The organism is Dietzia sp. Cai40 (assembly GCF_014145165.1).
In the GTDB taxonomy this organism is placed as follows: Bacteria; Actinomycetota; Actinomycetes; order Mycobacteriales; family Mycobacteriaceae; genus Dietzia; species Dietzia natronolimnaea.
The window spans coordinates 1-20,106 of record NZ_JAALEB010000064.1 but is presented as its reverse complement, the minus strand read 5'-3'; the positions used below and the strand labels follow the sequence as shown (position 1 = coordinate 20,106).

General features: G+C 69.9%; 23 protein-coding genes and 1 pseudogene. 11 read left to right on the top strand and 13 right to left on the bottom strand.

The genetic code is table 11. The annotated features are described in order from the left end of the window. Window positions 1–5 precede the first annotated feature (5 nt). The gene (locus G6022_RS03050) at window positions 6–485 is read right to left on the bottom strand and encodes a MaoC family dehydratase (protein ID WP_179525234.1); all 480 of its coding nucleotides are present in this window, start codon (window positions 483–485) and stop codon (window positions 6–8) included. 142 nt (window positions 486–627) lie between these two features. Between G6022_RS03050 and G6022_RS03045 the strand changes: the two genes are divergently transcribed. From G6022_RS03045 to G6022_RS03035, 3 genes are all read left to right on the top strand, one after another. Next, window positions 628–1,410, top strand: a complete 783-nt coding sequence (locus G6022_RS03045; RefSeq protein ID WP_179525235.1) for a thioesterase family protein — start codon at window positions 628–630, stop codon at window positions 1,408–1,410. A 220-nt stretch (window positions 1,411–1,630) separates the two neighbouring features. Then, window positions 1,631–3,064, top strand: a complete 1,434-nt coding sequence (locus G6022_RS03040) for a CNNM domain-containing protein (protein ID WP_182639145.1) — start codon at window positions 1,631–1,633, stop codon at window positions 3,062–3,064. Further along, entirely contained in the window at window positions 3,064–4,083 is a 1,020-nt protein-coding gene (locus G6022_RS03035; RefSeq protein ID WP_182639143.1) for a CNNM domain-containing protein, read from the top strand. The genes G6022_RS03040 and G6022_RS03035 overlap by 1 nt, the downstream gene beginning before the upstream one ends. A gap of 21 nt (window positions 4,084–4,104) precedes the next feature. Here G6022_RS03035 and G6022_RS17105 read toward each other — a convergent pair whose 3' ends face one another. Both G6022_RS17105 and G6022_RS03025 read right to left on the bottom strand, forming a co-directional pair. Further along, window positions 4,105–5,016 carry a GNAT family N-acetyltransferase gene (locus G6022_RS17105; protein WP_182639141.1) on the bottom strand — a complete coding sequence of 304 codons (912 nt, stop codon included), beginning with the start codon at window positions 5,014–5,016 and terminating at the stop codon, window positions 4,105–4,107. Between the two features lie 127 nt (window positions 5,017–5,143). Next, window positions 5,144–5,497 carry a hypothetical protein gene (locus G6022_RS03025; RefSeq protein WP_017837741.1) on the bottom strand — a complete coding sequence of 118 codons (354 nt, stop codon included), beginning with the start codon at window positions 5,495–5,497 and terminating at the stop codon, window positions 5,144–5,146. Window positions 5,498–5,824: 327 nt separating this feature from the next. Between G6022_RS03025 and G6022_RS16660 the strand changes: the two genes are divergently transcribed. Further along, window positions 5,825–6,013: a hypothetical protein gene (locus G6022_RS16660; RefSeq protein ID WP_206682359.1), complete on the top strand. Its 189-nt coding sequence runs from the start codon at window positions 5,825–5,827 to the stop codon at window positions 6,011–6,013. An 81-nt stretch (window positions 6,014–6,094) separates the two neighbouring features. After that, window positions 6,095–6,652, top strand: coding sequence for a potassium channel family protein (locus G6022_RS03020; protein WP_206682358.1), 558 nt, complete (start codon window positions 6,095–6,097; stop codon window positions 6,650–6,652). Between the two features lie 27 nt (window positions 6,653–6,679). On the opposite strand, the gene G6022_RS03015 is transcribed toward G6022_RS03020, so the two are convergent. Then, on the bottom strand, window positions 6,680–7,183 hold the full coding sequence (locus G6022_RS03015; RefSeq protein WP_182639138.1) for a DUF309 domain-containing protein: 504 nt from the start codon (window positions 7,181–7,183) through the stop codon (window positions 6,680–6,682). Between the two features lie 114 nt (window positions 7,184–7,297). Between G6022_RS03015 and G6022_RS03010 the strand changes: the two genes are divergently transcribed. Both G6022_RS03010 and G6022_RS03005 read left to right on the top strand, forming a co-directional pair. Next, window positions 7,298–8,080, top strand: a complete 783-nt coding sequence (locus G6022_RS03010) for an alpha/beta fold hydrolase (protein WP_017837744.1) — start codon at window positions 7,298–7,300, stop codon at window positions 8,078–8,080. A 254-nt stretch (window positions 8,081–8,334) separates the two neighbouring features. Then, window positions 8,335–8,714: pseudogene (locus tag G6022_RS03005) on the top strand (SRPBCC family protein). A 524-nt stretch (window positions 8,715–9,238) separates the two neighbouring features. On the opposite strand, the gene G6022_RS03000 reads toward G6022_RS03005, so the two are convergent. Beyond that, complete coding sequence (locus tag G6022_RS03000) at window positions 9,239–10,744, bottom strand: amidase (protein ID WP_182639135.1); 1,506 nt, start codon at window positions 10,742–10,744, stop codon at window positions 9,239–9,241. A 67-nt stretch (window positions 10,745–10,811) separates the two neighbouring features. Here G6022_RS03000 and G6022_RS02995 point away from each other — a divergent pair, with 67 nt between their 5' ends. After that, on the top strand, window positions 10,812–11,771 hold the full coding sequence (locus G6022_RS02995; protein WP_182609964.1) for an alpha/beta hydrolase-fold protein: 960 nt from the start codon (window positions 10,812–10,814) through the stop codon (window positions 11,769–11,771). Window positions 11,772–11,827: 56 nt separating this feature from the next. On the opposite strand, the gene G6022_RS02990 is transcribed toward G6022_RS02995, so the two are convergent. Continuing rightward, window positions 11,828–12,259 carry a DoxX family membrane protein gene (locus tag G6022_RS02990; RefSeq protein WP_179526230.1) on the bottom strand — a complete coding sequence of 144 codons (432 nt, stop codon included), beginning with the start codon at window positions 12,257–12,259 and terminating at the stop codon, window positions 11,828–11,830. A 108-nt stretch (window positions 12,260–12,367) separates the two neighbouring features. Between G6022_RS02990 and G6022_RS02985 the strand changes: the two genes are divergently transcribed. Then, entirely contained in the window at window positions 12,368–12,808 is a 441-nt protein-coding gene (locus G6022_RS02985; protein WP_182639133.1) for a MarR family transcriptional regulator, read from the top strand. Window positions 12,809–12,838: 30 nt separating this feature from the next. On the opposite strand, the gene G6022_RS02980 is transcribed toward G6022_RS02985, so the two are convergent. Genes G6022_RS02980 through G6022_RS02970 form a run of 3 tightly spaced genes read right to left on the bottom strand, consistent with a single transcriptional unit; the run spans window position 12,839 to window position 14,514 of the window. Beyond that, window positions 12,839–13,276, bottom strand: coding sequence for a PaaI family thioesterase (locus tag G6022_RS02980; protein WP_182639132.1), 438 nt, complete (start codon window positions 13,274–13,276; stop codon window positions 12,839–12,841). A 23-nt stretch (window positions 13,277–13,299) separates the two neighbouring features. After that, on the bottom strand, window positions 13,300–13,926 hold the full coding sequence (locus G6022_RS02975) for a GyrI-like domain-containing protein (protein ID WP_182639130.1): 627 nt from the start codon (window positions 13,924–13,926) through the stop codon (window positions 13,300–13,302). A 3-nt stretch (window positions 13,927–13,929) separates the two neighbouring features. Then, window positions 13,930–14,514 carry a pyridoxamine 5'-phosphate oxidase family protein gene (locus G6022_RS02970; RefSeq protein ID WP_182639128.1) on the bottom strand — a complete coding sequence of 195 codons (585 nt, stop codon included), beginning with the start codon at window positions 14,512–14,514 and terminating at the stop codon, window positions 13,930–13,932. Window positions 14,515–14,667: 153 nt separating this feature from the next. Between G6022_RS02970 and G6022_RS02965 the strand changes: the two genes are divergently transcribed. Next, the gene (locus G6022_RS02965) at window positions 14,668–14,823 is read left to right on the top strand and encodes a sigma factor-like helix-turn-helix DNA-binding protein (RefSeq protein WP_187700734.1); all 156 of its coding nucleotides are present in this window, start codon (window positions 14,668–14,670) and stop codon (window positions 14,821–14,823) included. Window positions 14,824–14,836: 13 nt separating this feature from the next. On the opposite strand, the gene G6022_RS02960 is transcribed toward G6022_RS02965, so the two are convergent. Next, the gene (locus tag G6022_RS02960; RefSeq protein WP_182639126.1) at window positions 14,837–17,206 is read right to left on the bottom strand and encodes an ATP-binding cassette domain-containing protein; all 2,370 of its coding nucleotides are present in this window, start codon (window positions 17,204–17,206) and stop codon (window positions 14,837–14,839) included. 80 nt (window positions 17,207–17,286) lie between these two features. Next, entirely contained in the window at window positions 17,287–17,643 is a 357-nt protein-coding gene (locus tag G6022_RS02955) for a hypothetical protein (protein ID WP_179525250.1), read from the bottom strand. Window positions 17,644–17,796: 153 nt separating this feature from the next. Here G6022_RS02955 and G6022_RS02950 point away from each other — a divergent pair, with 153 nt between their 5' ends. Further along, complete coding sequence (locus tag G6022_RS02950; RefSeq protein WP_182639125.1) at window positions 17,797–18,141, top strand: RNA polymerase-binding protein RbpA; 345 nt, start codon at window positions 17,797–17,799, stop codon at window positions 18,139–18,141. A 107-nt stretch (window positions 18,142–18,248) separates the two neighbouring features. Here the strand turns inward: G6022_RS02950 and G6022_RS02945 are convergent, their stop codons facing one another. Together G6022_RS02945 and lnt are read right to left on the bottom strand one after the other, a co-directional pair. Next, window positions 18,249–19,016 (bottom strand): polyprenol monophosphomannose synthase, encoded by a 768-nt coding sequence (locus G6022_RS02945; RefSeq protein WP_182639150.1) that lies wholly within the window; start codon window positions 19,014–19,016, stop codon window positions 18,249–18,251. Window positions 19,017–19,028: 12 nt separating this feature from the next. After that, a partial coding sequence (gene lnt, locus G6022_RS02940) for an apolipoprotein N-acyltransferase (protein WP_182690993.1) occupies window positions 19,029–20,106 on the bottom strand: 1,078 nt, incomplete at its 5' end.

Here is a 20,106-nt window from a genome sequence, read left to right as displayed (position 1 = left end):
ACGGCTCAGCGGCGGGCGACCATATTGAGCGCCGTGGCGGTGAGGACCGGTTCGTCGTCCTGGTTGACCAGCGTCACATCCGTGGTGAGCACCCCGCGGTCAGGCTTGCTCCTGGAGGGGCGGACACCGGTCGTCTCGCAGATCAGGGTGAGACGGTCGCCGGGTCGCAGCGGCCGGACCCAGCGGAGCTCGTCGATCCCGGGGGACGCCAGGCTCGCGACAGCGGTGAGGTAGTTGTCGGCGAACAGGCGCATCATGAGCGCCGCGGTCTGCCAGCCGCTCGCGATCAGTCCTCCGAACGGGCCGTGAGCGGCCGCCTCGGGATCAGTGTGGATGCTCTGCGGGTCATACCTGCGGGCGAACTCCATGATCTCCTCGGCGTCCACCGACTCCTCACCGAAGCGGTACGTGCGTCCTTCCTGATAGTCGTCGAGGTACCTGTCGTCGACAGGGGTGTCGAAGGTGTCGTACTGCTCGGCGGTCATCTGTCACTCCTGGGCGCAGGGTCGGGCTCGTGCTTCCGGATCAGAGTCAACCGCACGCGGGTGACGGTGGGTGCCGATTCACGGTCGGTCCCCTCATCACGTGGTAGTCAGTTAGTGACAGTTCACTCGATGGGGGGCATGCGTGGCGTACTTCGAGCGACTCGGTGACCGATGGTTCGACCCGACCTCACACACCACCGGGGCCTGGGATCCGGCGGTGCAGCACATCGGCCCGTCGTTCGGGTTGCTCGTGCACGAGGTGGAGGGTGATCTACGACGTCGGCGGGACGATCCCATGGTGATCTCGCGCCTGACCTACGAGATCCTCGGCACCGTGCCCATGGACCCGGTCGCGGTGGACGTGCAGGTGGTCAGACCGGGGCGCACCATCGAGCTCGTGGAGGCCACGTACGGACTCGCGGATCGCGTGGGAGTCCGCCTGCGCGCGTGGCTGCAGCAACCGAGAGACACCACGGAGCTCGAGGCCGTCGGCCTCGACCCGATCCCGGGACCGACCGACATGCCGCAGTGGGACCCCACCTCGGTCTGGCAGGGCGGGTACCTGGCGTCCGCGGAGGTCCGCCGGGACTCGGTCGGGCCGGGGAGGGCTCGCTACTGGGTGCGCACCGACGTCCCGCTGGTCGCAGGCGAGTCGGTGGGCGGGCTGGCCCGGTCGGCAGCACTGTTCGACATCGCCAACGGAATGGCGGTCCGCGCGGCTCCCGAGGACGTGCAGTTCCCCAACATCGACCTCACCGCCCACCTCTTCCGCGAGCCACGAGGGGAGTGGGTCGGGTTCGACACCCGGGTGAGCTTCGGTCCGGGCGGGCTCGGGCTCACCTCGAGCACCCTGCACGACGAGTCGGGCCCGATCGGTACCCTCGCGCAGACCCTCACCGTCCGCCCCGTCACCCCGGGACGGTGACCGCGGCCGGGGAGTCGTGGTCCCGGGGGGCGGATTGCGTCATACTCGGGGAGTCATCCACATCGACACACGAAACGGAGTGTGTGAGAGGCCCTGATGGGTACCCCCTCTGAAAGGACCGGGTCGGACGACGACCCGGGGCCTAGTCGCCCTCCTCGTTCTTCTCAGGTCCACGGCGCTCGAGTGCCGACACGGCGTCTCCCGAGGGGGAGGTGGCCCCGTGGTCCTGACCCTTCTGATGTTGTTGCTGGGGATCCTCGCGATCCTGGCCATCATCGCCGCGAACGGCTACTTCGTGGCACAGGAATTCGCCTACATGTCCGTGGACAGGAACAGGCTCAAGGCACTGTCCGAGGCGGGAGACGTCGCCGCCCAGCGGGCACTGAGGGTCACGCAACGGACGTCCTTCATGCTGTCGGGTGCCCAGTTGGGCATCACGGTCACCGGCCTGCTGGTCGGGTACGTGGCCGAACCGCTGGTCGGCGAATCGCTGGGGACCCTCCTGGGCGGGGTCGGAGTCCCCGCGGCGGTGAGCGTCACGGTGGGCACCGTCCTGGCGTTGGTGGCCGCGACCGTGGTGCAGATGATCTTCGGCGAGTTGTATCCCAAGAACCTGGCGATCGCGAGCCCGGAGCCCCTGGCCCGCGGTCTGGCGCGGTCCACCACCCTCTACCTGACCGTGTTCGGCTGGCTCATCGTGGTGTTCGACCGGGCGGCGAACCTGCTGCTCAGGGTGGTCGGGGTCACACCGGTCCACGATCTGGACTCCACGGCGACCGCCGAGGATCTCGAGCGAATCGTGGCGGACGCCCGGGAGAGCGGCGATCTGCCCGAGAACCTGTCGGTCCTCATCGACCGGATCCTGGACTTCCCGGATCGCACCGTCGAGCACGCGATGATCCCGCGTCCCCAGACCAGCGTGGTGGGCCCGGATGACACCGTCGGAGAGGTCCGGACGTTGATGGCCTCGGGACACACGAGGTATCCGGTGGTCTCGGAGACTCTGGAGCCGCTGGGGGTCGTTCAGTTGGCCGACCTGCTCCGCGTGGGAGCGAAGGCCGACACCCCGGTCTCGGAGATCATGCGCCCACCGGTGGTCCTGCCCTCGTTGATGTCCCTGCCCCATGCGCTGTCGACGCTGACCCGGTCGAAGACGCAGCTCGCGGCGGTGGTCGACGAGTACGGGGGCTTCGCGGGCGTGTTGACGATCGAGGATCTGGCCGAGGAGTTGGTGGGGGAGCTGACCGACGAACACGACACGGAACCCGAGTCGGTCATCGCGGTCGTGGACGAGGGGATCTGGCGGATGGACGGTGACGTCCACGTCGACGAGGCCGAGAGATCGCTCGGTCATGAGCTTCCGCACGGAGATTACGAGACCATGGCGGGGTTGACCATCTCCGCGCACGGCGAACTCCCGGAAGTGGGTCAGACCGTGCGGGTCGAACTGCCGATCGAGCCCCGGGAACTGATCGCCGAGACACCGCTTCAGTTCGCCCTGGAGATCGAGGTCCTCGAGGTGACCCGGCTGGTCCCCGGCGAACTGCTGGTCCGGTTGGTGGACTCCCAGGAGGAGCACCCGGGGCGTCCCGGGGACGACGGACACCCCGCGACGGGACACGGGCTCGAGCCGGGACGGGGGGAGGAGCGGTGATGGACAATCCGCTCGTCGTCGCCGCGATCACCGTGGCGTTGATCGTCCTGAGCGCCTTCTTCGTGGTGATCGAGTTCGCGCTTCTCGGGGCTCGTCAGCACCGGCTCGAAAAGGACGCGGAGAGGAGCGCCTCGGCGCGGGCCGCCCTGCGGGGGATCAACGAGCTGACCGTCATGCTCGCGGGTGCCCAGTTGGGGATCACCGCCTGCACCTTCGCGCTGGGCGCGGTCACCAAGCCGGCCGTCGACGCCTGGCTCGGGCCTGTCCTCGCCTCCTTGGGCGCGCCGGTACAGGTGGCCGGGGGCGCCGCGTTCGCGCTGTCACTGCTGTTCGTGACGTTCCTCCACCTGGTGGTGGGGGAGATGGCCCCCAAGTCGTGGGCCATCGCGCATCCGGAGTTCTCCGCCAAGTTCATCGGGCTTCCCTCCCGGGGCTTCATCTGGGTGTTCCGGCCGCTACTGCGGTGGGTGAACGAGGTCGCCAACCGTCTGGTCTCCGCCAGTGGCGTCACCCCGGTCGAGCGGGCCGCGGTGGGAGGCCAGGATGCCGCCACGATCCGGCAACTGGTCGAACACTCGGCTTCGGTCGGGGCGTTGGACGAGACATTCAGTTCCCCGCTGACCGGAGCGCTCGGCCTCGATCAGTTGACGGTGGGGTCACTGGTCGACACCGACAGGGCACCCACCGCGGTGGCCGCGGATGCCACCGTGGCGCAGGTTCAGGAGGCCGCGGCTCGGACGGGACACATGCGCATCCTCCTCCTCGATGGGGATTCCACCCCGGAGGTGGTTCATGTGCGCGACACGCTGATGGAGCAGGAGGGCCACCCGGCGCGGGACCTGGCCAGACCGGTGATGCTGCTCGACACCCGGACGCCGGTGTACGAGGCGCTCGCGGTGTCGCGGGAGCGGAGCGAGCAACTCGCCGCGGTCATGGATCACGACCGGTTCGTCGGCGTGATCACGATCTCGGACATCCTGCGCCACATCCTTCCCGAGGAGTCCGGAACCGTCGGCTGACGCGGCGTGAACCCTCAGGGGTCAGAGCTGTCGCAGGTAGCACCGCATCCCGGAGCCGGTGTCCGGGTCGTGGTCGGAGAAGCCGTGACGTTCGTAGAACCGCCGGGCGCCGAGATCGTCCGAGTCCACGTTGATGAGTATCTCCTCGCAGCCGCGCCGTCGGGCCTCGGACACCGACCGGTGCAGGACCCCGGTTCCGATGCCGGCGGCCCTGAGGTCCGGACGAACGTAGAGGTCCTCGAGCTGGGCCAGGGGACCGTCCCAGTACGGGGTCGGGCGAAGGGTGAGAAAGGCGAAGCCGACATCGGTCCCGGCCTCGCGGCCCCGGGGGAGTCCGGCGACGACGGCGAGGACGTCCTCGCGCTCGAGGAGTCGCTCGAACCGTGTCGCCGCCTCTGCCGCGCTCGGGGTGGCGCAGTCGAACTCGGTGTTGAAGTCGTGGAGCAGGCGCCCGAGTGAGGTCGCGTCCGCCGGACCCGCCACGCGGATATCCGCCTGTGCGGCGGGACGCGCAGAAGACGGGGGGACCGGAATACGTTCCCCCTCGAGGAGGCCCTTGAGTCGATCCAGGTCGGCTGCCACGGTGGCGGCGTCCTGCTCGAACTCGTCGTCGTCGTCGTCGTCGGAGAGCTGACGGACGGTCATGACCACCTCCGCGCCGTCCGGATGGGGCAGGACCCGGAGCGGATTGTGGACCATCGCGCCGTCGGGCGGGGTGACCTCGTGGTCCAGGACCCCGAAGTCGTTCCTGGGGACGAATCGGACGCTCACCCTCCCCATGGGGGAGTCGACGACCAGGGTGTCGCCGTCCACGGAGGCCTGCGCGGTGGCCAGCCCAGACGCCCAGGTGGCGAGCTTCGTGTGGTCGGAGGCGAGGTCGTAGACGTCCGCCGGGGAGCGGTGGATCACCGTGCTGACGTGGCGCGTGCGCATCTCGTCAGTGTCCGTCACTCGCCGGCACTGCGCCAGGGGTACGGCGTCAGGGGTTCGGCGCCGGGGGTTCGGCGACAGAGCTCCCGCGTCGGGACACCGTCTCCGGGACACCGCGGTCGGGATCGGCTCAGGCAGAGGGCGGATCGGTGTGGCTGCCCGTTCCCTCGATGCCGGTGACGGTGGTGAGGAGGAAGACCGAGTCCTCCAGGGCCGTGACGGCGTGCCGGTGGTGGGTGAGGGCGTGGAGTTCGCCGGCGCCGATGTCGACCGTGGTCTCGCCGGTCACCCGCACCGCCCCCCGGAGCAGGTAGAGGCTCGCTGCCGGGGGAGAGTTGTGCTCCTCGAGTTCGGTGCCCGCCGTCAGGGCCAACAGCGACTGGCGGAGAGGTCCTTCGTGGACGATGATCTCGGCGTGTCGGCCGTGCGGGGCGTCGGCAGCTCGGGCGAGTATGCGATCGGCGGTGTCGTTGACAGTGGTCATGGGTCGATCTCCCAGCCTTGACGGGTGCGTGCCCCTGACGCTACGCGCATCCCCGGGGCCCGGACCCGTGGAGACGGAAGCGTGTGGCGCGGATCCCGCGCACGGCCACACCCGGTGGCGTCCGGCCCGTCGGCTCGGGCCGCCCACGCACCCGAGACGCTGCCCGCCAGGCGAAGGGATAGCATCCGGGCACGGCGCGCGGTGCCGAGGGGCGTGAGGACGACCCTCGACGTCCGCCGGGTGGGGCCACCCTGTGCCACCCATGACTGCGGCCCGCCGCCGCCCGTTCACACCGTGGTCGGCGCCGGGATCATCGCTCTCGGCCTGATGGACGTGTTTCGCGCGCTGATGCACCCACGCAGCGAGGCGGCACTCAGCAAGGTGGTGTTCTCCGCACTGTGGGCGGTCTCCCGGCGGTTCGGGCACCGTCTGGGCTCGATCGTGGGCCCCGCGGGGATGGTGGTCACTGTTCTGGTCTGGGTGTTGCTGCAGGCAGTGGGGTGGGCGCTGGTCTAACTCCCGCACGTCCCGGACGGATTCGACTACTCCTCCGGAATCGACCCCGGTCGATACCCGGTCGCCGCCGAGGCGCTCTACGTGTCCCTCGTGACCCTGGCCACCCTGGGGTTCGGGGACGTGGTGGCCACGGAACCTCTCATCCGCGTTCTGGCCCCGGTGGAGGCGCTGACGGGGTTCGCGCTGCTGACCGCGTCCCTCACCTGGTTCATGCAGATCTATCCGCCGCTCTCGCGTCGTAGCGCACTGGCCCTGCGGCTCCACGGATTGGCGGAAGCCGACTTCGCCGCGGCGGTTCGAGACCTCTCCCCGGACACCATCTCGCGGGTGACGGAGGGCCTCGCCACGGAGATCAACGTCGTGACCGTGGATCTGACACAGCATTCGGAGACCTACTATTTCCAGGAGGCCAATCCCTACCAGGCGTTGTCCCGCCAGGTGCATTACGCGCTGGAGCTGTGTGATGCCGTCGCGGAGGTCGACACCGTGGAGGCGCGTGTCGGGGCAAGTACGTTGTCGGCGTCGCTGGACCGCCTCGCGGTGCCACTCAGCCAATTCACCGGCCGGGAGGGGGACGCCGGAGTCCGAGAGGTCCTCGCCGCGTATTCCGCGGATCACCAGCGGGCCGCGCGCGGCTGAAAGGCCGTCCCGAACGGTGACGAGGCCCTAGCGCGGACGTGGCCGGTGCTTCAGATGCGGTCTCAGTCGAGGGGGAGCGGGGACTGTGCCTCGGCGGAGTTCGGTGATGAGGTCGCTGGCGTGGGTGACCAATCCGGCGGCATCGATCCCGTGGGGTGCCGGGCCGTCCCGGCCACCGATACGGTCGGCCGCACGCTCGAGTAGCGCCAGGGCCCCCGTGGTGTTGCCACGCTGGATGTGGGTGATGCCCACTGCCAGCTGGGCGAGGCCCTGCCAGAGCTCCCGCTCGTCAGCGGGGGAGCTCTTCCACGCGCCTTCCAGCACCTCGTGCGCGTGGAAGGCGAGGCCGCGGTCCAGCAGGTCCTGCGCCCACGCCAACGATTCGTCGGGGGGCAGGTCCAGGTCGTCGGGAATGCGCTCGACTCCGAGGCTCCCCGGTGGCAGAGGTCGGCCGAGTTCGTCGCGGGGACGCGCGTTGCGCGCGCGGCCGTCCTCGTCACGATCGCGGTCGATGCCGTCCGGGGTGCGCATCTCTAGATCGTCCCATCCGTCGTCGCCGGTCTGCCACCTCGGACCCGGGCACCGGGCCCCGATCGTGGCAGGTCGCACGCGACCTGTCCGCCGCGCACTCCGTAGGCTTGACTGATGACGTTGCATCATGTTCGACGCGGTCAGGGCAGTCCACTACTTCTCGTACACGGCCTCGGCGCGGGGTGGCGATCGTGGGAGCCCATCATCGACGACCTGGCCGCGAGCCGGGAGATCATCGCGGTCGACCTGCCGGGGTTCGGCGAGTCCCCACCGCTCGACGGTGAGGTCTCCATAGCGACGTTGACCGACGCGGTCGCCCGGTTCATCGACGAGTCGGGTCTGCACGGGGTCTCCACGGCCGGGCAGTCGATGGGTGGGCGGATCGTGCTCGAGCTGGCCCGGCGCGGCGTCGGTGGTGACACCGTGGCGTTGGACCCCGGTGGATTCTGGAGCGATCGTGAGCTGGCGATCTTCAGCGCCACCCTGCGACCGTCGATCGCCCTGGTCAGCGCACTGCGCGGAGCGCTTCCGGTTCTGCTGGGTAATCCGGTGAGTCGGACCGCGCTGCTGGCGCAGCTCTCCGTGCGCCCCTGGGCCCTGCCGGCGCGGACCGTGCTGCCCGACGTGGCGGGACTGGCCGACGCGCCTGGGACGGGCGCGGCGATGGACGCGCTGACGAAGGGCCCGAAGCAGCAGGGCGCCCCCGCGGGCTCGGTCCCGGGACGGGTCACCATCGGTTGGGGTCGCCGCGATCTGGTGACACTTCCGGCCCAGGCTCACCGAGCCGCGCGCGCGTTCCCCGACGCGACACTGCACTGGTTCGATCGGTGCGGCCACTTCCCGCAGTGGGACGCGCCCCGGGAAGCGGTTCGGCTCATCCTGGACCGGACCAGCTGACTCGGCGGGTTCCGCTGGGGTGTTGTGGTGACCACCGTCGACGGTTGCGCCAGCGCGGTGCTCTACCTCCATGGGGTGATGATCCGTCGCGTCCGCGAACAGGGGAGTCCGCTGTCGCCGGGGTGGAGCGGCCCACCGCGAGAAGTTGGCGGACAGGGCCGCGAGCTGAGGGGCCGGGCCGGTCGATGACACACCTCGCATCCGCCACGTGGCTGAGTTCGATGATCAGAGTCCGCACGACGCTTCGGCGCGGGATGTGGACGACCGAACTGCGGATGAACGTGGACCCGGAGACCGTGTGGACGGTCATCACCGATGTGCGGTGTTGGCCGCGATGGGGCCCACCGTCTCGGATGCCCGGGTCGACGGCGACTCCAGCTTGACGGCCGGTGCGCGGGGGACGGTCACGACCGTGGCGGGCCTGTCCCTGCCGTTCGAGATCACCGACTTCGTGGATCGGCGGCTGTGGGCGTGGAGGGTGGCCGGTGTGAATGCGACCCGGCACGAGGTCATCGGAGTGCCGGGCGGTTGTGTCGTCAGCTTCGGGGCCCCGGTCTGGGCGGCGGGATACCTACCGGTGCTGGCTCTCGCGTTGCCGCGGATCGAACGGATCGCGGTCGAACGAGCTCACTGAGACGGGTCGGCGTCGGTGGGGGCGTGACGTGAGCACGAGGCCGTGAGCATCTGACCCATGGGCTGCAGAGATTCTCCCGCAGCAGGTCGGGGCTCTGACTTTACATAATGTAGATTATCGGCACTTAACCATAAGGCTGATAGCAGTGGGCCCTGCAGCGATGCTGTCGATCGTGCCGCCCGGTTGTCGGGCCCGGCGCCGCGTGCTTCTGTCGGGCTGTTCCGGGTCGCCCCGCTCATCGGCTGAGGTCGCCACCATATCGACGCTGTCTCCGCCCATGTCGTTCGCGACGGCCGACTCCGTCGTGGGGTGACGCCCTGTGGGCGGCCTGGCCCCGAGGTGTCACCCGGTACCGCCGGGCGTGGACTCTGGCGGGCGGAACCAGTCAGACGGGTGGAACCCGACCTGACGGGTTAATCGCCGGCTCTTCGGGGCGACACCGGGGCGGCTGGCTGGCTGCGCTCACAACGTCACAGTGACGTTTCCAGGGGCACTCCCCGTGTTGCCGGGTGACGTTCCCCGAGCTATCGAGGTCGCCCCGCGCCGGCGGGTACGGGCGGCCGCCGGTGATCCCACGGCACCGCCTGCTCGAGCTGACCGGCGAGGCGCAGGAGCATGGCTTCACCCCCGAGCTGTGAGATGAACTGCACCCCCATGGGCACGCCCTCCGGGGTCCGGTGCAGGGGCAGCGAGAGCGCCGGTCGGCCGGTGAGATTGGCCAGCTGGGTGTACGGGATCCAGTTGAGGTTGTTGTCGATCATCGATTCCACGAGCCCCGAGCGTCGCAGCAGGCCGGCTGTCCGGGTCTTGAGTAGCCCGGTCGCCGCACGGTGTGCCAGTCGAGGGGTGTCCAGCGCGCCGATACGCGGCGGCAGGTCGGCCAGCGTGGGCGTGACCAGGAGGTCGTAGCCGTCGAAGAAGGCCGACAACCGCCGCACGTGCTCGTGTCGACGCATCACCGTGTCGACGTACTCGACACTGCTGTGCGCTCGTCCGAGGGCCGCCATGATCTGCGTGTCGAGCTCGAAGTCACCGTCCCGGCACCCCGTGCGCCGCTTGGCGTCGTCGACCTGCCACGCCAGGACCACGAACCAGGTGGCGAGGAAGTCGCGGGCCAACGCCAGGTCGTCGACCGGTTGCTCGGTGAGCAACTCCACGTCATGACCGAGGTCGGACAGCGTCCGTGCGGCCGCCTCCACCGACGCCAAGGCCTCCGGATGGGGCTCGGAGTTAATCGAGGATGCGGTGCACACACCGATCCGCAGCCGTCCCGGATCCTGACCGACCTGCGAGAGGAAGCTCTCGGTGGGCACCCCGGGAACGTAGGGTCCGCTCGGCTCCCCTCCCGCCAACACGTCCAGCATCGCCGCGGAGTCGCGGACGGAGCGCGAGATCACGCCGTTCGTCGCCGCACCGTGCATCGCCTCCCCGAGCGACGGCCCCATCGGAACCAGGCCGCGGCCCGGTTTGAGTCCGACCAGCCCGCAGCAGGCGGCCGGGATGCGGATCGAACCGCCGCCGTCGCTGGCCCCCGCCACGGGGACGACACCGGCCGCAACCGCCGCGGCTGACCCTCCCGAGGAACCTCCGGGCGTCCTGCTCGCATCCCACGGGTTGCGGGCGGGACCGAAGAGGTCCGGTTCGGTGATGCCCTTCGCGCCGAACTCCGGGGTGTTGGTCTTGCCGAAGATGACGAGGCCCGAGTCGAGCCAGCGCTGTACCACTGTCGAATGCTCGGCCGCCGGGATACGGGACAGGGGCCGCGAGCCTCCGCTGGTCGGCACCCCGCGGTAGTCCTGACCGAGGTCCTTGATGAGGAAGGGAACGCCGGCGAAGGGGCCGTCGAGCGGCCCCGCCACCCGTTCCCGGGCCCGGTCGTCCATCCGCTGGACGATGGCGTTGAGGTGCGGATTGACGGCGTCCGCCTGCTGTAACGCGACCTCGAGCAACTCGCCCGCGGTCACCTCTCCCGACCTGACCGAGTCGGCCAGGCCGAGGGCGTCGTGGCGACGATACTCATCGATGTGCATGGATTGTGAGTGTACTCAGAGGCCGTCCGCCTGGGCGGGTGAGCGCGAGATGCGCCAGACTCGGGGCATGACGGAGTCGACGTTCCCCCGACCCCTCCGGGCCGTGGCGTGCCTCGTGCTCACGATCGCGATGGGCGCGTGTGCAGGACAGTCCGGGGATCGCTCCCCGCCCGCGTCGATCCCGACGGATGAGTCGCGGGATCTGACCAGCCACTCGACAGTGCTGGACGACCTCACCCGGAACTGGACCGTCTACCGCCCCCCGGCGGCGGAGGACCCCTCGGCGCCCGTACTGCTCGTCATCCACGGGACCGGGGACACCGGCTCGGGGATCCGCAACGGGATAGGTCCTGACCTGGAGCGCCTGGCCGACGACGAGGGCTTCGCGATCGTCTACGTCGACGGCCACGAGAACAACTGGAACGAGTGCCGGAGGGAGGGCGACTGGCCCGCCAAGGAGGACGACCTCGACGACGTGGGGCTCTTCCGGCAGGCCGCCGGGTCGCTCGGGACGACCGGCCCGGTCTACGCGGTGGGCTTCTCCTCCGGCGGACACATGGCCATGCGACTCGCCCTCGAGGCGCCGGACCTCGTCGACGGGGTCGCGGCGGTGGCCGCCAATCCCCCGACCCGGGAGAACCTGGGCTGTGGGGTCGATGGCGAGCCGGTTCCGATCATGTTTGTCCAAGGGCGTCAGGACCCGATCAACCCGATCGACGGTGGTGAGGTCCGCGTGGGATCGGGCCTCGCCGCGCAGTCGCGGGGCGAGGTGCTGTCCGCCGTGGACGGCGCGGAGTGGTTCGCCCGACACAACGGGGTCGCGGTCGACGGGTCGTCCCCGTCGGTCAGTCGTGAGGGCGACGCCGAGACGATCACCTGGGAAGGCCCGGATCCCGTGCGGCTGGTGATGGTGGACCGGGTCGGCCACTCCTTCCCCACCCTGTCCGGCAGGTGGGGCCGCGACGGTGGGGCCCGGTACGACGCGCCCGGCGAGATCTGGCGGTTCTTCTCCCCCGGCCCGCCGTGAGGACGCCCGGTCGACCCGGCTCACCCGGGCCGCACTGAGCGTGTCGGAGCCGGTGGTCAGCCGCGTCGGCCGCGCCACGCTCTCCACGCCCCGGTGGACCACAGTGCCCACGCCACCAGGAGGGGCTGGAAGAACAGTCGGATGAGGCGGGCGCGGTCGGTGTCCAGTCCGAAGGCGGCCGTGCCGGTGACGTACTGCGAGATGTTGCCGGGGAAGATCGCGACGAAGAAGCCGGCGGTGACCCACCCCACGGCGGGCCGGAATCTCGTCGGCGCCAGGATGAGGGCGGCGCCCAGTCCTATCTCGACGACACCGGAGGCCAGCACCACGAAGTCCGGGTCCAGGGGCACCCAGGTGGGCACCTGGGCCTGGAACTCCTGCCGCATGGTGGTCAGGTGTCCCACGCCGGCGCCCAGCAGTGCGGCGCCGAGGGTCCAGCGTCCCAGGTGACGGATCACCTCGCCGGCCCGGCCCGGGCGTCGTGTCATCCGGGTGCCGGTGCGTCCGGCCGGTCGCGTACCTGGGGTGTGCTCCATGACAGAAGTATTGCGCACAACTCAATTGTGCGCAATCGAATTCTGCGGGACAATGGGGAGATGGACGCCGATCTCCGCCTCGACCAGCAGGTCTGCTTTGCCCTCTACGTCGCTTCCAGGGCGTCGACAGCGGCCTATCGGGAGGCCCTGGCCTCGGCCGGGCTCACCTATCCCCAGTATCTGGTGATGCTCGCCCTGTGGGAGGAGGACGGTCTGACGATCCGACAGCTGGGCGACCGGATGCTCCTGGACTCCGGCACCCTCTCCCCGCTGATCTCGCGGATGGAGGCCGCCGGACTGGTGTCGCGTCACCGGGCGGGCGGGGACGCCCGGAGTGTGACCGTCGTGCTGACCGACGCCGGGCACGCCCTCCGCGACGAGGCGGGCCGCATCCAGTGCTCCCTGTTGGAGAAGCTGGACCTGCCGGCGGAGGACCTCCTCGAACTGCGTCGACTGGCGCGGAGTGTCGTGGCGGCGCTGGAGCGTGCCGACGCGACGTGAGTCCGGGGCGCCGCCGGGCCCCGGGTGGGGTCAGCTGTGCCGAGCCGGATCCGGCCGCGGAACGTTCTGCAGCCTGAGTTGGCCCCTCGCGAGTACGGTGCCGCTCTCGGACTGGCGGATCACCACGTCCCACAGCTGCTGACCGCGCCCCTGGAACAACGCTTCCGCGCTCACGTCGACCCGCCCGCCCGTCGACGCCCGCAGGAAGTCGGTGCCGTTGTGGACACCGACCGCGATCTGGCCCCGGTCGGCCACGGCGGCTCCGGCGCCCGCGCCGCCCGCGGACTCGACGATGCTGGCGTAGACACCTCCGTGGACGGTCCCCCACGCGGTGAGGTGGTCCTCGCCCAGAACCGCATGGCCCCTGAGGCTCGTCGCGGTCACCTCGTCGATGACGAGCCCTGAGGCTCGGACGAACCTGCTCGCGTCATCGGAAGAGGCATCGGGGAATCCGTCGGAGGTGGTCATGAGTTCTTTCTACCCGCACCCGATCACTGCTCCGCGGCGCTCGCCACGGGTTGGCGCAGTATCGTCCGCAGCCGAGCCGGTTCGGTCTTGCGCGCGTCGGAGAGATAGATCTCGTGGTGGTGCCCCGAGGCGATCAGGCCGCGACCGGTGATGGCCTGCTCGTGCATCCGGGCGATGACCGGACCCTCCGCGTCGTACGGTCCGACGTGCAGGGTCTGGACGGCCGGGCCCTCCGCGAACTCCTCGAGGCGGACCCGGTCCACCGCGACGTGAGGCTTCCTCCGGGTCACCGTCTCCACGGCGGAGGCCACCATGTCCTCGGTGACCCAGTCCGGCTGCCAGATCATCATGGTCCACGCCCAGGCGTCCTTGTCCCGCGCGGTGAACACCCCGAGGTCGTCGGCGTACCAGAGACCCTCGAGCGGGCCGACGGTGTGGACTCGCCCGAGTTCGACCCTGGCCACCGCCCGCACCGCATAGGAGCACGTGTACAGCGCCTCGAGCACCTTGCCGTAGTCCGCGGAGGTGTTGGGGTTCCCCGAGCCGTCGGCCGTGAGGAATCGCATCGGTGGTACCTCGACCAGGTCGAACCTCCCGACTGTGCCGTTGTAGAGGTCCCTGCGCTGGCGTTTGATGTCGAAGGTTCCCACGTCTCACCCTTCCCGCAGTTCGTCGATCTGCCGGCGGTACACCTCGGTGAGGTCGTCGATGTACGCGCGATCCCACCTCGGCGTGATGTGCTTGCTGCAGTTGGCGTCGGCGGCCACGAGATCCACGACGATCGCCCTCTCGACATGCCCGGTGTAGGTCCTCTCCCCCATCGACCGCAGGCGCCCGATCACGTCCGGGTCCCGGTCCGGTTCGATGACCCGGGCGTGACCGAACACCTTGAGCCTGGCCCGGGTGGGATAGTCCACGAAGAGCAGACAGACGCGCCCGTCGTGGTCCATGTTGCCCACGGAGACGTACTGGCGGTTTCCGCGGAACTCCAGCCACGCGAGAGAGGTGGGCGTCAGGACGTGGACGAACCCGGTGGGTCCCCCGCGGTGCTGGACGTACGGCCACCCGGACTCGGTGACGCTCGAGAGGAGGAAGTGGTCGGCGCGCCGGATCAGCGCGCAGTCCGTGCCCTCCAGGGCGAATTCGCCGGTCTCCGTCGGCCTGGTGACGCCCGTCGACTCCTGCCGTGCACGGGCGGCGGGACCGAACGCGATCTCGGGATATCGGTTGGTGGGCATGACCACGACCCTAGTCCGCCGTACCGGACCGTCAACCCTGATTGACGCGCCCGGTGCTGTCAACGTAGGTTGACGAACGAGGTGAGGAATGTGAACACGACCTATGACGACGCCGACGACCACGAGGACGACACGCCGAACCCGGTCGCCCGCCTGGCCGCGATCGCGGAGGCGAGGGCGGCGCTCGCCCGGGAGGAGTCGGCGGCGGTCCGACACGCTCGGCTGCACGGGTTGAGCTGGGCGGAGATCGGAGTCGTCCTCGGAGTGAGCAAGCAGGCACTGCACAAGCGGTTCGGTAAGGCGGGGTGATCGCCGGTACCCCTCACCCGATCGCGGGCTCGACACCCTCCGCCACGTACCGCGCGAGGTGCTCACCGGTGAGCGTGGACCGGGCTGCCACGAGCTCGGCGGGCGTGCCCTCGAACACGACGCGGCCGCCACCGTGGCCGGCCCCGGGACCGAGGTCGATGATCCAGTCCGCGTGGGCCATGACGGCCTGGTGGTGCTCGATGACGACGACGGACCTGCCCGCGTCCACCAGCCGGTCGAGCATGCCCAGCAGGTTCCTGACGTCGGCCAGATGCAGTCCTGTGGTCGGTTCGTCGAGCACGTAGACCTCCGCTTTGTCCGCCATCTGCGCGGCCAGCTTGAGACGTTGCCGCTCCCCTCCCGACAGCGTGGTCAGCGGTTGTCCCAGCCGGACGTAGCCCAGTCCCACGTCGCGGAGCCGGAGCAGGATCTTGTGCGCGGCCGGGATCCGCGCCGGTCCCTCGCGGAAGAACTCCTCTGCCGTGGCCACCGACATCGCCAGGACCTCACCGATGTTGCGCTCCCCCAACCGGTACTCCAGGACCTCGGCCTGGAAGCGCCGGCCCTCGCAGTCGTCGCACGTCGTGGCGACCCCCGCCATCAGACCGAGATCGCTGTAGATCACGCCCGCCCCCTTGCACGTGGGGCACGCGCCCTCGGAGTTGGGGCTGAACAGGGCGGGTTTGACCCCGTTGGCCTTGGCGAAGGCCTTCCGGATGGGCTCGAGCAGCCCGGTGTAGGTGGCCGGGTTGCTGCGGCGGGACCCGCGGATCGCGGCCTGGTCGATCGCGACCACACCGGGAAGTGGGGAGACCGACCCGTGGATGAGCGAGCTCTTCCCGGAGCCGGCCACGCCGGTCACCACGCACAGCACGCCCAGCGGGATGTCGACGTCGACGTCCCGGACATTGTGGGCGGTCGCGCCCCGCACCTCGAGGTGGCCGGTCGCCCTGCGGACCCCGACCTTGAGCGTCGCGCGGTCGTCGAGGTGGCGGCCGGTGACCGTGTCGCTTCCCCGGAGGCCGGCGACCGACCCCTCGTAGCAGATCTCGCCACCGGTGGACCCGGCACCGGGCCCCAGGTCCACCACGTGATCGGCGATGGCGATGATCTCCGGCTTGTGCTCCACCACGAGGACGGTGTTCCCCTTGTCACGCAGCCGCAACAGCAGATCGTTCATCCGCTGGATGTCGTGCGGGTGCAGACCGATCGACGGCTCGTCGAACACATAGGTCACGTCGGTCAGCGCCGACCCCAGGTGTCTGATCATCTTGACGCGCTGCGACTCACCACCGGAGAGCGTGCCGGCCGGCCGGTACAGGGAGAGGTAGCCCAATCCGATCTCCACGAAGGAGTCCAGGGTGTGCTGCAGCGCGGCGAGCAGCGGGGCGACCGATGGTTCGGAGAGCCCGCGAAGCCACTCGGCCAGGTCGGTGATCTGCATGGCGGAGGCATCGGCGATGTTCAGTGCGCCGATCCGCGACGATCGTGCGCCCTCGTTCAGGCGGGTGCCGTCACACTCCGGACAGGTGGTGAACACCACGGCTCGCTCCACGAATGCCCGGATGTGCGGCTGCATCGCCTCGACGTCCTTGGCCAGCATCGACTTCTGGATCTTCGGGATGAGCCCCTCGAAGGTCACGTTGATCCCGTCGGCCTTGATCTTGACCGGTTCCCTCCGGAGCAGGTCGTGCATCTCCTGTTCGGTGAAATCGCGGACTGGCTTGTCCATGTCGAAGAAGCCGGACCCCGCGTAGATGCGTCCGTACCACCCGTCCATCGAGTACCCGGGTACCGTGATGGCCCCCTCGGCGAGGGACCTGGACCGGTCGACCAGAGCGTCGACGTCGAAGTCGGACACCGACCCACGCCCCTCGCACCTGGCGCACATCCCGCCGGTGATGGAGAACTCCGCCTTCTGCCGGGTGCCGTCCGCCTTCGTCAGGATGCCCGCCCCGCTGGCGGACGCGACGTTGAACGAATACGCCTTGGGTCCGCCGATGTGCGGCTCCGCCAGTCTGCTGAACAGGATGCGCAGCAGGGCTCCGGTGTCGGTGGCCGTGCCGACCGTCGAACGTGGGTCGGATCCCATGCGCTCCTGATCCACCACGATGGCGGTGGTGAGGCCATCGAGGAGGTCCACGTCGGGGCGCGCGAGGGTGGGCATGAAGCCCTGGAGGAACGCGCTGTAGGTCTCGCTGATCATCCGCTGGGACTCGGCGGCGATCGTGGCGAAGACCAGTGAGCTCTTGCCGGAACCGGACACCCCGGTGAAGACCGTGAGCCGTCGTTTGGGCAGGTCGACGTTGATCGACTTCAGGTTGTTCTCCCGCGCCCCCCGGACGCGGATGACGTCATGGGAATCGGCGATGTGCTCACTCACGGGGCGTCTCCTCGCTGGGGTGTCTGCGGTCAACCGTAGGTGCCGGACACCTCGCCGGGGAGGGATACCTCAGTCGCGGTTCACCTCAGTCGTTCGGCGCGCCGGGCAGCGTCCACCAGGTCACCGGACATCCGGGCCAACTCGGTGGCGTCCTCTCCCTCGAGGATCGCGGTGCGCAGGTCCTCGCACGCGCACCTGAGCTGGAACATCCGGTCCATGAGGTCCGTCGACTCGGCTTCCGAGAGCACCACCGTCCCCTCCGGCAGTTCGCGGACCCGCAGAGACTGCCGTTGCTCGTAGGCGCGCTGACGGCACGACCGGCGGCAGTACCGTCGTCGTCGGCCCGTGTCGCCCTCGTCCACCGGACGCCCGCACCACGCGCACGAGGCCTCGCCCCGCCGAGGCGGGGGTTGAGCGGCGGGGGCGTCGGTGTCCACGGAGGTCAGGGTACCGAGACGGTCCCCGGCTGGCCTGCTGCCCTATCCCGTGGGAACATTTGGGGGGTCACCTGGCGTTACATCACCAGGAACACGGCAGCGTCGTGTCGCAGGCAGCTGGACAGACGGACGAACACGGTAGAAGGAGTTCGCATGGCAGATCGAGTCCTCAGAGGCAGCCGCCTCGGTGCGGTGAGCTACGAGACCGACCGGGACACCGATCTCGCGCCCCGGCGGATGGCCAAGTACCAGACGGAGAACGGCGAGGTGTACGAGGTCCCGTTCGCCGATGACGCCGAGATCCCCGGGACCTGGATGTGCAAGAACGGCCAGGAGGGCCAGCTCATCGACGGTCCGGCGGTCGAGGTCAAGAAGGGCAAGCCGCCGCGTACCCACTGGGACATGCTCCTCGAGCGTCGCTCGCTCGACGACCTCGAGGACCTGCTCAAGGAGCGGATGGAGATCCTCAAGAAGCGTCGGCGCGCCGGCGCCCGCTGAGCATCCTGACGCCGGGCATCACGACCCGGCAAGGACGCCCCGGCCCCCTCACGGGGCCGGGGCGTCCTGCGTTCAGGGGTGCCAGGTCGGCTCCGGAGGGCGCCGGCTCAGCGCCGGACGAGTGACGTCAGTTGACGGCGCCGCTTCTCCCAGCCCCAGCGGGCCACGTTCACGGCGGCCTCCCGGAAGATCGACTCGCTCATCTTGGACTGCCCGACGGTGCGCTCGGTGAAGGTGATCGGGACCTCGACGACCGTGCCCCCGGAGTTCAGCAGCCGCCAGGTCATGTCGATCTGGAAGCAGTAGCCCTTCGACTCGATCGCGTCCAGGTCGAGGCGTGTCAGTGACTCACTGCGATAGGCCCGGAAGCCGGCGGTGATGTCCTTGATGCCCACCCCCAGCATGATCCGGGAGTAGACGTTGCCGCCGCGGGAGATCACGTGGCGCTGCCACGGCCAGTTCTCCACGCTGCCGCCGGGCACGTAGCGCGACCCGATCACCAGGTCCGCGCCGTCGTCGACCGCCGCGAGCATCGCGGGCAGGCGCTCGGGCGGGTGGCTGCCGTCCGCGTCCATCTCCACCAGCACGGTGTAGCCGCGCTCCAGTCCCCAGCGGAATCCGGCGATGTAGGCCGCCCCGAGCCCCTGCTTGCCCGGGCGGTGCAGCACGGTGATCCGCCCCCGCGTGTCCCCGGCGGCGAGCTGGTCGGCGACCTCCCCCGTGCCGTCGGGGCTGTTGTCGTCCGCGATGAGGACAGCCACGTCGGGAGCTGACGCGAGCAGACGCTCGACGACGCCGGGCAGGTTGTCCCGCTCGTCGTACGTGGGGATGATCACCAGGGTCCCCGCGGACGCAGCGGCGGGCTCAGGCGCCATCGGATCGGTCACTTACGTCTCCTCGTGCTCGGTCGCGGGTCGCTGCCGGGTGCGGATCAACGCCCATCCCAGGCCGACGAGCCCGATGAGACAGCTCACCATCTGCGGTATGCCGCCCAGTCGGGTTGCCATCGTACCGGCGGTCCCCAACTCGACCCGCGCCGCCAGCGTCGCGGGCTCGAAGATCCCGGTCTCCTGGAGCACCTCACCGTCGGGGCCGATCACCGCGCTGACCCCGCTCGTGGCGGCGATGAGGACGGGGACGTGGTGCTCCACGGCCCGGACCCGCGACATCGCGAGTTGCTGGTAGGTCATCGGGGATCTGCCGAACGTCGCGTTGTTGGTGGGCACGGTGAGGATCTGCGCGCCGCGCGCGATCGGTTCACGGGCCGCGGCGTCGAAGGCGATCTCGAAGCAGATGGCCACACCGAGGTCGATCCCGGCCGCGGTGATGAGCCCGGTGCCGTCGCCCGGGACGAAGTGCCCCGCGGTCCGGGCGATCGGGAACAGCGCTTCGAGCGGCGCGCGGAGGGGCAACCACTCCCCGAATGGCTGGATGTACTTCTTGTCGTGACGGTCGACCACCGGCCCGGCGGCGGAATCGGACGATCGGCCGTCCCAGACCAGGTACGAGTTGGTGGCCTCGGGGCCGTCACCCACACGCAGGACGGTGCCCACGAGGATCGGGGCGTCCAGGCGTCGGGACAGGGCGGTGATCTGGTCGCCGGCCAGTCTGTCGGCCAGGGGCGAGATGTCGGAGGCGTTCTCCGGCCACAACACCAGGTCGGGCCGGGCCGCCGTACCGGCCTCGACGTCGTCGGCGAGCTCCGAGGTCACCCGCAGATGGTTCTCGAGGACCGCGCGTCGCTGGGCGTTGAAGTCCAACCCGAGGCGGGGGACGTTGCCCTGGACGACGGCGACGTCGGCCGTCTCCCCCGGCGCCCCGGTGGTGGTGTCGACCGTGGTGACCGCGACCAGTCCCACGGTGAGGAGCGGGACCGCCAGGAGCCCGGTGGCCGCGCGCAACGGCTGGCGGCGGCGCGCCAGCAGCAGGACGGCGAGCCCGATCGAGGCACCCGTGGCCGCGACC

Excerpts from the sequence above, each read along its gene's own strand:
- G6022_RS03050 (WP_179525234.1), bottom strand. The coding sequence starts at position 485 with ATGACCGCCGAGCAGTACGACACCTTCGACACCCCTGTCGACGACAGG.
- G6022_RS03035 (WP_182639143.1), top strand. The coding sequence starts at position 3,064 with ATGGACAATCCGCTCGTCGTCGCCGCGATCACCGTGGCGTTGATCGTC.
- G6022_RS17105 (WP_182639141.1), bottom strand. The coding sequence starts at position 5,016 with ATGCGCACGCGCCACGTCAGCACGGTGATCCACCGCTCCCCGGCGGAC.
- G6022_RS03025 (WP_017837741.1), bottom strand. The coding sequence starts at position 5,497 with ATGACCACTGTCAACGACACCGCCGATCGCATACTCGCCCGAGCTGCC.
- G6022_RS16660 (WP_206682359.1), top strand. The coding sequence starts at position 5,825 with ATGGACGTGTTTCGCGCGCTGATGCACCCACGCAGCGAGGCGGCACTC.
- G6022_RS03015 (WP_182639138.1), bottom strand. The coding sequence starts at position 7,183 with ATGCGCACCCCGGACGGCATCGACCGCGATCGTGACGAGGACGGCCGC.
- G6022_RS03010 (WP_017837744.1), top strand. The coding sequence starts at position 7,298 with ATGACGTTGCATCATGTTCGACGCGGTCAGGGCAGTCCACTACTTCTC.
- G6022_RS03000 (WP_182639135.1), bottom strand. The coding sequence starts at position 10,744 with ATGCACATCGATGAGTATCGTCGCCACGACGCCCTCGGCCTGGCCGAC.
- G6022_RS02995 (WP_182609964.1), top strand. The coding sequence starts at position 10,812 with ATGACGGAGTCGACGTTCCCCCGACCCCTCCGGGCCGTGGCGTGCCTC.
- G6022_RS02990 (WP_179526230.1), bottom strand. The coding sequence starts at position 12,259 with ATGACACGACGCCCGGGCCGGGCCGGCGAGGTGATCCGTCACCTGGGA.
- G6022_RS02985 (WP_182639133.1), top strand. The coding sequence starts at position 12,368 with ATGGACGCCGATCTCCGCCTCGACCAGCAGGTCTGCTTTGCCCTCTAC.
- G6022_RS02980 (WP_182639132.1), bottom strand. The coding sequence starts at position 13,276 with ATGACCACCTCCGACGGATTCCCCGATGCCTCTTCCGATGACGCGAGC.
- G6022_RS02970 (WP_182639128.1), bottom strand. The coding sequence starts at position 14,514 with ATGCCCACCAACCGATATCCCGAGATCGCGTTCGGTCCCGCCGCCCGT.
- G6022_RS02950 (WP_182639125.1), top strand. The coding sequence starts at position 17,797 with ATGGCAGATCGAGTCCTCAGAGGCAGCCGCCTCGGTGCGGTGAGCTAC.
- G6022_RS02945 (WP_182639150.1), bottom strand. The coding sequence starts at position 19,016 with ATGGCGCCTGAGCCCGCCGCTGCGTCCGCGGGGACCCTGGTGATCATC.